Below are 11,335 nucleotides of genomic sequence, written 5' to 3' on the forward strand. Positions count from 1 at the left end.
TGTGGCAAACGCCGCACTGCCGAACCGTATCGACGCCGATACGCTACGGGTCAGTAGCCAAGGGCTAGCCCATTCGTAGTCAACGAACCCCCCGTGACCAGGCAGGGAGCCGCATCCCGATGTCCGAGCCGGCAGAGCACAACGAGATCGACATTCACACGACCGCGGGCAAGATCGCGGACCTGCAGCGCCGGATCGGCGAGGCGACGCACGCCGGTTCCGAACGGGCGGTCGAGAAGCAGCACGCGAAGGGCAAGCTGACCGCGCGCGAGCGGATCGCACTGCTGCTCGACGAAGGTTCGTTCGTGGAGCTGGACGAACTCGCCCGGCACCGCTCCACCAACTTCGGCCTGGAGAAGAACCGCCCGTACGGAGACGGCGTCGTGACCGGCTACGGCACGGTCGACGGCCGCCCGGTCGCGGTCTTCTCGCAGGACTTCACCGTCTTCGGCGGCGCTCTCGGCGAGGTCTTCGGCCAGAAGATCATCAAGGTGATGGACTTCGCCCTGAAGACCGGCTGCCCGGTCGTCGGCATCAACGACTCCGGCGGCGCCCGCATCCAGGAGGGCGTGAGCGCCCTCGGCATGTACGGCGAGATCTTCCGCCGCAACACCCACGCGTCCGGCGTGATCCCGCAGATCTCGCTGGTCGTCGGCCCGTGCGCGGGCGGCGCGGTGTACTCGCCCGCCATCACCGACTTCACGGTGATGGTCGACCAGACCTCGCACATGTTCATCACCGGCCCGGACGTCATCAAGACGGTGACCGGCGAGGACGTCGGCTTCGAGGAACTGGGCGGCGCCCGCACCCACAACGCCACCTCGGGCGTGGCCCACCACATGTCGGGGGACGAGAAGGACGCGATCGAGTACGTCAAGTCCCTTCTGTCCTACCTCCCTTCGAACAATCTCTCGGAACCGCCGGCCTTCCCGGAGGTCGCCGACACCGAGGCGACGGACGAGGACCGCGAGCTCGACACGCTGATCCCGGACTCCGCGAACCAGCCGTACGACATGCACACCGTGATCGAGCACGCCCTCGACGACGGTGAATTCCTGGAGACGCAGGCCCTGTTCGCGCCGAACATCCTCACCGGCTTCGGCCGCGTCGAGGGCTTCCCGGTCGGCGTCGTCGCCAACCAGCCGATGCAGTTCGCCGGTTGCCTCGACATCGACGCCTCCGAGAAGGCGGCACGGTTCGTGCGCACCTGCGACGCGTTCAACATCCCGGTGCTGACCTTCGTCGACGTGCCCGGCTTCCTGCCGGGCGTCGGCCAGGAGCACGAGGGCATCATCCGGCGCGGCGCGAAGCTCATCTACGCGTACGCCGAGGCGACCGTCCCGCTCATCACGGTCATCACCCGGAAGGCCTTCGGCGGCGCGTACGACGTCATGGGCTCCAAGCACCTGGGCGCCGACCTCAACCTGGCCTGGCCCACCGCGCAGATCGCGGTCATGGGCGCGCAGGGCGCGGTCAACATCCTGCACCGCCGCACGCTGGCCGAGGCCGAGGCGAACGGCGAGGACATCGAGGCGGTGCGCACGCGGCTGATCCAGGAGTACGAGGACACGCTGCTCAACCCGTACATCGCCGCCGAGCGCGGTTACATCGACGGGGTGATCCTGCCGTCCGACACGCGCCCGCAGATCGTGAAGGGTCTGCGTCAGCTGCGGACGAAGCGGGAATCCCTGCCTCCGAAGAAGCACGGCAACATCCCGCTCTAGCCCTCGGGAGGGACAGCACGATGATCAAGGTCGTACGAGGGAACCCGACCCCCGAGGAGCTGGCCGCCGCATTGGCGGTGGTCCAGGCCCGGGCCGCGGCGACGGCGGCGGCTGCCGCCGAGGGCGGCGGCCCGCAGGTCCCCGAGGGCTGGTCGGACCCGGCACGCATCGCCCGCAGCGTCCGCCACCGACCGGGCCCGCGCTCCTGGGCGCGGTCCTACTGGCCCGTTTAGACACGTCCGTACGGCGAAGGCCGGACCCCTTGTGCGGGGGGTCCGGCCTTCGCCGTATCCGGCGCCGCCGGCGCCCGGACCGACCGGCGCCCAGAGCCCCACCCGCGCCCCGCCCGCGCCCACCCGCGCCCGCACCTCCCGCGCCCGGCCCCCGCCTGCGACCGGCGCCTCTCGCGCCCGCCCTCCGGCAACGCCTCACGCGACCGAAACTCGCCTGGAAGCAAGGGGCTTGGGCGCATAGCCTCGGGTCGCTCTGCGGCAACGGAGGTCACGTGAGAATCACCCTTCAGGTCACCGGCCCCGGCGACGCCGCTCTCGATCTTCGGGAGTGGCTGCGCGGCGAGCCCGGGCTGCGCGAACGCGTCGGCCGCGGGCCCTCGCCCGAACCGGAGCCCGGCGCGATGGGAGCCCTCGGCGAGGTCGTCCCCCTGCTGCTCGAACCGGGCGGCCTGACCGTCACCCTGGCCGCCTCGATCGTCGCCTGGCTCCAGACCCGGCGCGGCACCCAGTCCGTGACCATCACCAGACCCGACGGCACCCAGGTCGTCGTCACCTCCGAAGGCGTCCGCGGGCTCACCCCCGAGACCACCGGCGACCTGGCCAGACGGGTGGCCGAGGCACTGGAGCCGAAACCGGTGGAACGGGACGCCGCACCGGCCGTCGGACCGCGCCGGGAGCCGGACGCCGGCACCGACGCGGATCCCGGCGGCCAGGAGGACTGAGCGATGCCGCAGGAGTGGGGGGACCTGGGCGGCGCGGACTGTCATGCCGTCGTGGTCGGGACCGGGCGGCAGGGCGCCGCCGGGGACGGGGCACGGCTGGCCGATCTGCCGGGGGCCACGCGGTCCGCGCGGGAGCTGGCCCGGCTGCTGCGCGAGCGGGCCGGGATGGCCGGTCGGGTCACCGAGGTGATCGACCCGCAGAGCCCGACGGAGGTGCTCACCGCGCTGCGCACCGCCGTCGACCGCGCGCAGGGCGGCGCGGTGCTGTTCTGCTTCGTCGGCCACGGACTGCTCGGTCCGCGCCGGCAGCTCTATCTGGCCACCTCGAGCACCACCACGCCCGACGACACCGTCACCGCCGTGCCGTACGCCGAGGTCCGGAACCTGCTCGCCGAGGCGCCCGCCCGCACCGTCGTCGTCCTGGACTGCTGCTTCTCCGGCCGGGCCGAGGCCGCGCCCAGCGCCGCCCACCGCGACCCGTACGCCTCCGCCCGCCCCGCCGGAAGCTTCCTGCTCGCCTCGGCGACCCACTACGCCGCCTCGTTCGCACCGGTCGGCCAGGAGCACACGCTCTTCGCCGGCGAGCTGATCCGGCTCCTCGCGGAGGGCGACCCGAGCGGCCCGAAGTGGCTCACCCTCATCGACCTCTACCGGATCCTCGACCGCCGCTTCCAGGGCGGCCCGGCCCGCCCGTACGCGGACGGCGTCGGCCGCGCCGGCGACCTGGTCGTCGCCCGCAACGCCGGCTACCCCGCCGCGGCCCCGGCCGGCCCGGACGACGCCGCGGCGCGGGAGGCCCCGTCCGGCGGCCCGTGCCCGTACCCCGGCATGCGGCCGTTCCTGCCGGAGCAGAGCCATCTCTTCTTCGGTCGCGAGGAGTTGGCCGCCGCGCTCAGGGAACGGGTCGAGCACGGGCAGGGGCCCGTCGTGCTCGTGGGCGCGTCCGGCGCCGGCAAGTCGTCCCTGCTGCGGGCCGGGCTCGTGGCGGGCCTGGAGGAGCGCGGGACGGGTTCGGTGCTGCTGGTGCCGGGTCCGGGCGGCCGGCCGTTCCGCACCCTCGTCGAGCACTGGGCGCGGGCGGTGGACCGCCCGTTCGCCGAGGTCGAACGGGAGCTGGGGGCGGGCCGGTTCGGCGGCGAGGGACCGGCCGTCCTGGTCGTCGACCAGCTGGAGGAGCTCTTCACCGACTGCGACGACGTCGAGGAACGCGAGTTGTTCCTCCGCGCCCTGAGCAGCGCCGCCCCGGCGACCGCACCGCGGATCGTGCTCGGCCTGCGGGCCGACTTCTACGCCCTGTGCCTGCGCGACCCGCGGCTCGCCCGGATCGTGCAGGCCGGCCAGTTCACCGTGCCGTCGATGTCCGACACCGAACTGCGCGCCGCGATCGAGCGGCCGGCCGAGCACGCGGGGCTGCGCCTGGAGGACGGCCTCGCCGACCATCTGCTGCACGAGCTGCGCCAGGAGACGACCGGGGACGGCGAGGCCGTCGCGCTGCCGTTCCTGGCCCACGCCCTGCAGCAGACCTGGGCCCGACGCCGCGGCGCCCTGCTCACCTTCACCGGCTACGAGTCCTCCGGCGGGATCCGGCGCTCCGTGGCCCGGGTGGCCGACGAGGTCCACGACGCCCTCGACGCGGCCGGTCGCGCGCGACTGCGGGCCCTGCTGCTGCGCATGGTGACCCTGGTGGACGCCGACGGGCGTGCGGTGCGCCGCCGTGTCCCCGTGCCCGAGACGGCAGGGGACGCGGACCGGGAGCTGCTCGACCGGCTCGCCGACGCCCGACTCGTGGTCCTCGACCGGGGCGAGGCGCAGCTGTGCCACGACTCACTGCTGTACGGCTGGCCCCGGCTGCGCGACTGGATCCGTGCCGACCGGGTCCGGCTCCTCGTACGGCGCCGGGCCGGCGACGCGGCCGACAGCTGGGACGAGGCCGGGCGCCCGAACAGCGGGCTCTACCGCGGGGACCAGCTGGCGACCGCCCGGTCCCTCCTGAACGAGCCGGCGGCCGGCGACCCGGCCGCGCCCACGGCGCCCTTACGGCCCGTGGAGCGGGACTTCCTCCGCGCGAGCGACCGTGCCGAGCTGCTCGCCCGCAGGATCCGCACCACCGTCGTGGCCGTCGTGGCCGTCCTCGCGGTGCTGGCCGGCACCCTCGCCGTCGTCGCCCGCGACGCCCAGCGGGACGCCGAGGCCCGCGAGACCGTCGCCGTCGCCAACCAACTGGCCGCGCAGGCGGACACCATGCGCGGGCGTGACCCGCAGACCGCGCTGCGGCTCAGCCTCGCCGCGTACCGCACCGCCGAGACCAGCGAGACCCGCTCCAGCCTCTACGCCTCGTACATGTCCCGGCCCCAGGTGGATCTCCGGGGTGACCTGCGCCAGCCCGTCGTCAACCTGGCCTACGGCGCGGGCGGCAAGGTCCTGGCCGTCAGCCGGCGCACGGGCCGGATCCGGCTGTGGGACGTCTCCCTCCCCAACGCGCCGGTCCGGGGCGCCGAGTTCCGCCTGAACGGGACGGCGCCGATCGCCTTCCACCCGCGCACCCCGCTGCTCGCCGCGATCGGCAAGGACGCGCTGACCCTGTACGACGTGACCGACGCCGCCCGACCGAGGAAGGTCGCGGAGCAGCGGTTGGCCGCAGCCCAGTCGTACAGCCTCGCCTTCAGCCCCGACGGGCGGACGCTCGCCGCGGGGGGCGAGAACGGGCGGCTGCGTCTGTGGGACGTGTCCACGCCGTCCGTGCCGAGGTCGCTCCTCGACCGCGTCGTCGCCCCGACCCACCTGATGGCGGTGGCGTTCAACCGCGACGGGCGCTTCCTGGCCACGGGCAACGGCGTGAGCGAGGACGCCGCCGGCCGGGACCGCCCCGCCCAGGTGCGCCTGTGGGACGTCCGCGACCCGGCGCGCACCACCCTGCTGACGACCGCCACCGCCGCGTCCGTCATGGCGTTGGCGTTCCACCCGAAGCGTGACCTGCTGGTGGCGACCGGCGGGGAGGGCGCGATGGCCTGGTGGACGGTCGCCCAGCAGGGGCGGCGGCTCGCCCGGGTGGTGGCGAAGGACGATTTCCAGAACAAGTGGGGTTACGGCAGCAGCCTGCCGTCCCTGGACTTCCGCCCCGACGGAGGCCTGCTCGTCGCCGCGCAGGCCGCCGATCCGGGCGGCGCCATGGTCCGGGCGGTCGGTGACGACGACAGCCCGGACCAACTGCTGTCCTCCCTCGCGGAGCACGACACCCTGCCGAGCGGGGAACCCGCCCAGGCGGTGGCCTACAGCCCCGACGGCGCGTACGTCGCGACGGGCGACGTCGGGGGCAACGTACGCCTCTGGCCGGACCACGCCCCCGCCCTGACCCTGCCGGGCACCCCGACCCGCGGAACCCCGGGGACGCGACCGCACAGCGCCGACGGCCGGTTCGTCCTCACCGACGAGAGCGACGTCGGTTCGTTCATGGACGGTGTGGTCCGGGTCTGGGACATGAGCACGGCGGACACGCGGGGCCGGAAGGCGCCCGCGCTGCGGTTCACCCTGCCCCGCCCGTGGGAGGCACGGTTCTTCCTGCCGGGCCGGGACCGGCCGATGCTGCTCGCCCACCGGTGGACCGAAGCCACCGACGACCACGCCTTCCGCGTGTGGGACCTCGGCGGGGACGGGCCGCCCGTGCCGGGCGCCGAGATGCACGTGCGGGCGCCGGACATCCGGACGGCGGTGTCCCCCGACGGCGAACTGCTCGTGATCGGCTCGTCGACGGAGCCGACGGCCGCGGTCTGGGACATCCGGGACCCTCGTCGGCCGGTGCGGCGCGCGGTGATCACGGTGACGCCCTCGATCGAGGAGGAGAGCCTGTTCTTCATGGGCCCGCGCGGCCTCGCGACCGTGGAGGGCGACGGCCGCAGCCGGGGCCTGGACCTGCGCCTGTGGGACCTCACGGACCCAGAGCACCCCTTCCGGGTCCCCGACCCGCTGCGGGACGCGGCCCTCAACCGGGCGGTCTACGTCCCCTCCCTGCGGATGCTGCTCGTGGACGGCACCGACCAGAACGCCAGGCTGTGGGACATGGCGGACATCCGGCACCCGAAGTCCGCCGGCCGTCTCCCGGCGGCCCCGGGCGGCTACCACCCGGTCGGCGGGAACCTGATCGCCACCATGCTCCAGGACGGCACCGTGCAGCTGTTCGACGTCCGGAAGCCGAAGACCCCCGTGCGCACCATGCGCTTCGACCGCGAGATCACCGAGGTCCAGCGGGCCCCGGACGGCAGCCGGATCCTCACCGGGTCCCCGTACCGCATCTGGGACGTCGCCCCGGACGGCAGCTGGCGCATGCCCGCCGTCGCCACGCTGGACGGCGTCAAGAGCATCACCCTGCTGCCCGGACCGACCCCCTACGTGCTCGCGGTGCCGGAGGAGAGCGGCCTCGACGGACCGCAGCTGACCCATCTCCTCGACCGCGACACCGACAAGGTGTACGAGCGGCTGTGCGCGACCCACCCGCTCGGCGTCGAACGCGACCAGTGGAAGGCCCTGTTCCCGCATCTCGGCTACCGCGCGTCCTGCTGAGCGCCCCGGCGGAGGAAGAGCGCGGAAGCGAGGGCCCCGGCGAGGACGAGGCCCGCGTTGACGAGGACGGCCCGGCTGATGCCGGCGGGGAGCGTGGCGGCGGTGACGACGACGGCGCTCATCACCGGGGTGCCCAGCGTGATGCCGACCTGCTGGGTCATCGTGGCGATGCCGGTGGCCATGCCCTGCTCGGTGTCGGGGAGACCCGAGGTGGCGGTGACCATGAAGCCGACGATGGCGAGCATGTTGCCGATGCCGCCGACGAAGGTGCCGGCGAGCAGCAGCCCGTACGACGGGTCGAACAGCGCGAAGGTGGCGGCGGCCTGGAGCACTCCACCGCCGATCAGGGCCGCACGGGCGGAGAAGCGCCCGATGAAGCGCGGGGCGAGCAGCCCGCCGAGGACCGTGCCGGCGCCCAGGACGCCGAAGGAGAGACCGGCGGCGAGCGGGGAGAAGTCGAGCACGTCCTGGAGGTGCAGGGTCATCAGGAAGACCAGCGAGGTCTCGGTGGCGAAGGCGACGAGCCCGGCGAGGTTGCCCCAGACGACCGTACGGCGCCGGAGCACCCGGATCGGTACGAGCGGGGCGGGCGAGCGGCGCTCGACGAACGGGAAGGCGGTCAGCAGGACGGCGGCCGCGGTGAGGGCCACCAGCACGGCGGGGTCGGTCCAGCCGCGCTCACCGGCGGCGGTGAGCCCGTAGACGAGGGCGAGCAGCCCGCCGGTGACCGTGGCGGCTCCGGGCACGTCGAGCCGGGGCCGCTCGGCCGGGCGGCTCTCCTTGATGACGGCGGGCGCGACGAGGAGGACGGCGAGGGCGACGGGCACGTTGACGAAGAACGCCCACCGCCAGGACAGCAGGTCGGTCAGCACCCCGCCGAGCACGGCGCCGGTGGTGAACCCGGCGGACATCAGGGCGCCGTTGAGGCCGAGCGCCTTGTCGCGCAGCGGGCCCTCGGGGAACGCGGACGTGAGCAGTGACAGCCCGGCCGGGGTGACGGCGGCGGTGGCGAGGCCCTGGGCGACGCGGGCGGCCATCAGCATCTCGGGTCCGGTGGCGAGGCCGCCGGCCAGGGAGGCGACGCCGAGGACGCCCATGCCGCCGAGGAAGATCCTCCGGCGGCCGACGAGGTCGGCGACCCGCCCGAAGAGCAGGGTGAACCCGGCGGCGGCGAGCGCGAAGGCGGTGGCGATCCACTGGAGGCCGCCGAGGGTGAAGCCGAGTCCCTGGCCGATGACGGGCAGGGCGACGTTCAGGATCGAGAAGTCGACCGCCAGCATGAACTGGGCGACGAGGAGGACGACGAGGACGAGCCGCATGCGTCCGTCCATGCGGGTGGACTCCGTACCGGACGGGGTGGGAGGGACGGGCGGGGCGGGAGCAACATCGAGCGCCACCATGACGGGCTCCTTAATGGGAAATTGGTTCCGTTAAGATGTCCGAGACGGTAGCAGAACGAGAAGCGTTAATGGAACAGGAGACCCGTTTGAGCGAGAGCCCGTCGGCCGTGCCCGGCACCGTGCGCCCCGGAGGCCGTACCGCGAAGGTGCGCCGGGCGGTCCTCGACGCCACCGAGGACGCCCTCGCCACGGCCGCCTTCCACACCCTGAACATGGACCAGATCGCCGCGAGCGCGGGCGTCGGCAAGACCACCGTCTACCGCCGCTGGGGCTCCCCCGTCGGGCTGGTCGCCGACCTCCTGCACGACATGGCCGAGCAGTCGCTGCCCGCCGCCGACACCGGCAGCCTCGCGGGCGACCTGCGCGCCAACGCCGCCCTCGTCCACCGCACGCTCACCGACGCCCGCATGGGCGCCGTCTTCCGTGCCGTGATCGCCGCGGCGGCCTGCGACGACGAGTGCGCCCGCGCCCTGAACGGCTTCTACCGCACCCGCCTGGCCGAATGGGCCCCGGTGGTGACCCGGGCGGCGGACCGCGGCGAGGTCCCGGCCGGCACCGACGCGCTCGAACTGCTGCGGGCGGTCTCGGCACCGCTCTACTACCGCTTCGCGATCACCCGCGAGGAGCTGACGGAGGCCGACGCCGAACGGGCCGTCACGGCGGCCCTCGCGGCGGCGCGGGCGGGGGCGTTCACGGGGACGGCCACGGAGACGGCCACGGAGAGCCGCAGGACGGAATAGTCCCCTGGTACGGGGCGCCTGAGTACCCGTACTCAGGCGCTCACCCCGGTCCGGCCCCCAGCATCGGGAACATGCTGTGGTCCGACCCCGAGAACGAGCCGCCCGAGGAACTGCGCGACATGCAGGCGATGGTGCGGCGCGCGGGCATCGTGCTCGCCGTGGCCATGGTGGTTCTCATGTTCGTCGTCGGCGCACGCTGACGGGCTGAGGACGGGCCCCGGGATCGCTACGCTGCCCCCATGACTGCTGATCGCCGCCGTGTCGTGCTCGCCTCCGCCTCCCCCGCCCGGCTCGGACTGCTCCGGCAGGCCGGCCTCGCCCCCGAGGTCATCGTGAGCGGCGTCGACGAGGACAAGGTGCACGCCCCGACCCCCGCCGAGCTGGCCCTCGCCCTCGCCGAGGCCAAGGCCGCCCACGTCGCCGCCCGGCCGGAGGCCTTCGGCGCCCTCGTCATCGGCTGCGACTCGGTCCTGGAGCTGGACAAGCAGGCGCTCGGCAAGCCCGCCGACGCCGCGGAGGCGACGGCCCGCTGGAAGGCGATGCGCGGCCGCGTCGGCATCCTCCAGACGGGCCACTGCGTCTACGACACGGCGGCCAAGCGCTACGAGTCGGCCACCGCGTCGACCGTGGTCCGCTTCGGCGAGCCGACCGACGCCGAGATCGCCGCGTACGTCGCCAGCGGCGAACCCCTCCACGTGGCGGGCGCGTTCACCCTGGACGGGCGTTCCGCCCCCTTCATCGAGGGCATCGACGGCGACCCGGGCAACGTCATCGGCCTGTCCCTGCCCCTGCTGCGCACGCTGCTCGGCAAGCTCGGGGTCGAGATCACCGACCTCTGGGCCTGAGCCCCGGCCTCACGCGGCGGCCGGCGCCTCCTGGGCGTCGGCACGCGCCTCCCCGTACGCCACGAGGGTGAGCACGATCAGACCGAGGACCACCATCATGAACGTGAAGGCGGCCCAGCCCAGCAGACCGACCGTCACGGCGCCCAGGATGCCGTGGACGACCGCGCAGCCGATGAGCAGCGCACGGCCGGCGCGTCCCGGCCGGCGGTCGCGAATCGCGGCGATCAGCGGGACCAGGCCGCAGAGGACCAGCAGGGCGCCGGAGCCGAGGCCGAGCGCCCAGGTGCCGGTGTACATCGCGTCCGGGTCGAGCCCGTCGAGGGACATCGACTGGGCCTTCACGAAGCGGGCCATGACGGCGTTGATCGCCACGATGCCGGGTGCTTCGAGGAAGAGCACCGCCGCCGTCACGAGTGCTATCGGTCTGCGGGCCACCTCGGCCACCCCCTGAATACGGCTGTTACCTCCGGTACGTACGTCAATCCGAAGGCTACTGGCCGGTAAATCTCTGGACAAGGGTTCGGGACGGGAAGGGGAACGGGCACAGGTCGGCGGCGTGCGGGCAAAGAATGATTGAGCCATTCGTAGGGACTCCACAAAGAAACCCGTTTGGCGACTGGCCGCGCGAACAGAGACCTGCGCCACACCTCGGAGCTACTGTGCCGTAAAGAATCCCTGCGTACCGTGGTGCGACAAGGGATTTCACGACCCGAGCAAGCCTCGCATCACGCTCCGTGTGGGCAAGCTCACCACTGGGACCGGGTCGAAAGGCCGTGTCGGCAGTCCCTAAACTCAGCTTGTTTCAAGGAGGGAGCCATCGTGCGCAAGGTGCTCATCGCCAACCGTGGCGAAATCGCTGTCCGCGTCGCCCGGGCCTGCCGGGACGCCGGGATCGCCAGCGTAGCCGTCTACGCCGACCCGGACCGGGACGCTCTGCACGTCCGCGCGGCCGACGAGGCGTTCGCCCTGGGCGGTGACACCCCGGCCACCAGTTACCTGGACATGGCCAAGGTGCTCCAGGCGGCCAAGGATTCGGGTGCGGACGCGGTCCACCCGGGTTACGGCTTCCTCTCGGAGAACGCGGAGTTCGCGCAGGCCGTGCTCGACGCCGGTC

At 73.4% G+C, this 11,335-nt stretch carries 10 protein-coding genes; 8 read left to right on the forward strand and 2 right to left on the reverse strand.

All coding sequences use genetic code 11. The features are described from left to right. The first annotated feature begins 119 nt into the window (after window positions 1–119). From AB0M16_RS28810 to AB0M16_RS28825, 4 genes are all read left to right on the forward strand, one after another. Window positions 120–1,724 (forward strand): acyl-CoA carboxylase subunit beta, encoded by a 1,605-nt coding sequence (locus AB0M16_RS28810; protein ID WP_365347974.1) that lies wholly within the window; start codon window positions 120–122, stop codon window positions 1,722–1,724. A gap of 20 nt (window positions 1,725–1,744) precedes the next feature. Then, entirely contained in the window at window positions 1,745–1,957 is a 213-nt protein-coding gene (locus AB0M16_RS28815; RefSeq protein WP_365347976.1) for an acyl-CoA carboxylase subunit epsilon, read from the forward strand. Between the two features lie 272 nt (window positions 1,958–2,229). Continuing rightward, window positions 2,230–2,679 carry a hypothetical protein gene (locus AB0M16_RS28820; RefSeq protein WP_365347978.1) on the forward strand — a complete coding sequence of 150 codons (450 nt, stop codon included), beginning with the start codon at window positions 2,230–2,232 and terminating at the stop codon, window positions 2,677–2,679. A gap of 3 nt (window positions 2,680–2,682) precedes the next feature. Then, the gene (locus AB0M16_RS28825) at window positions 2,683–7,236 is read left to right on the forward strand and encodes a caspase family protein (protein WP_365347980.1); all 4,554 of its coding nucleotides are present in this window, start codon (window positions 2,683–2,685) and stop codon (window positions 7,234–7,236) included. On the opposite strand, the gene AB0M16_RS28830 is transcribed toward AB0M16_RS28825, so the two are convergent. Further along, the gene (locus AB0M16_RS28830) at window positions 7,218–8,567 is read right to left on the reverse strand and encodes an MFS transporter (RefSeq protein ID WP_365348006.1); all 1,350 of its coding nucleotides are present in this window, start codon (window positions 8,565–8,567) and stop codon (window positions 7,218–7,220) included. The two genes, AB0M16_RS28825 and AB0M16_RS28830, sit on opposite strands and share 19 nt — an antisense overlap. Window positions 8,568–8,704: 137 nt before the next feature. Here AB0M16_RS28830 and AB0M16_RS28835 point away from each other — a divergent pair, with 137 nt between their 5' ends. The 3 genes from AB0M16_RS28835 to AB0M16_RS28845 all read left to right on the forward strand — a co-directional run bounded on the left by AB0M16_RS28835 (window position 8,705) and on the right by AB0M16_RS28845 (window position 10,221). Beyond that, entirely contained in the window at window positions 8,705–9,376 is a 672-nt protein-coding gene (locus AB0M16_RS28835; RefSeq protein WP_365347982.1) for a TetR/AcrR family transcriptional regulator, read from the forward strand. A gap of 71 nt (window positions 9,377–9,447) precedes the next feature. Continuing rightward, window positions 9,448–9,576, forward strand: coding sequence for a hypothetical protein (locus AB0M16_RS28840; protein ID WP_365347984.1), 129 nt, complete (start codon window positions 9,448–9,450; stop codon window positions 9,574–9,576). A 39-nt stretch (window positions 9,577–9,615) separates the two neighbouring features. Beyond that, window positions 9,616–10,221, forward strand: coding sequence for a nucleoside triphosphate pyrophosphatase (locus tag AB0M16_RS28845; RefSeq protein WP_365347986.1), 606 nt, complete (start codon window positions 9,616–9,618; stop codon window positions 10,219–10,221). Window positions 10,222–10,230: 9 nt separating this feature from the next. Here the strand turns inward: AB0M16_RS28845 and AB0M16_RS28850 are convergent, their stop codons facing one another. Next, complete coding sequence (locus AB0M16_RS28850; RefSeq protein WP_365347988.1) at window positions 10,231–10,656, reverse strand: hypothetical protein; 426 nt, start codon at window positions 10,654–10,656, stop codon at window positions 10,231–10,233. Between the two features lie 384 nt (window positions 10,657–11,040). Between AB0M16_RS28850 and AB0M16_RS28855 the strand changes: the two genes are divergently transcribed. Next, the coding region (locus tag AB0M16_RS28855; RefSeq protein ID WP_365347990.1) for a biotin carboxylase N-terminal domain-containing protein at window positions 11,041–11,335 on the forward strand (295 nt) is incomplete at its 3' end.

This window comes from Streptomyces sp. NPDC051921, from assembly GCF_040680975.1.
GTDB lineage: Bacteria > Actinomycetota > Actinomycetes > Streptomycetales > Streptomycetaceae > Streptomyces.

Bases quoted from the DNA above. Each gene is read 5' to 3' on its own strand.
- AB0M16_RS28810 (WP_365347974.1), top strand. From the start codon at position 120: ATGTCCGAGCCGGCAGAGCACAACGAGATCGACATTCACACGACCGCG.
- AB0M16_RS28835 (WP_365347982.1), top strand. From the start codon at position 8,705: ATGGAACAGGAGACCCGTTTGAGCGAGAGCCCGTCGGCCGTGCCCGGC.
- AB0M16_RS28840 (WP_365347984.1), top strand. From the start codon at position 9,448: ATGCTGTGGTCCGACCCCGAGAACGAGCCGCCCGAGGAACTGCGCGAC.
- AB0M16_RS28845 (WP_365347986.1), top strand. From the start codon at position 9,616: ATGACTGCTGATCGCCGCCGTGTCGTGCTCGCCTCCGCCTCCCCCGCC.
- AB0M16_RS28815 (WP_365347976.1), top strand. From the start codon at position 1,745: ATGATCAAGGTCGTACGAGGGAACCCGACCCCCGAGGAGCTGGCCGCC.
- AB0M16_RS28830 (WP_365348006.1), bottom strand. From the start codon at position 8,567: ATGGACGGACGCATGCGGCTCGTCCTCGTCGTCCTCCTCGTCGCCCAG.
- AB0M16_RS28825 (WP_365347980.1), top strand. From the start codon at position 2,683: ATGCCGCAGGAGTGGGGGGACCTGGGCGGCGCGGACTGTCATGCCGTC.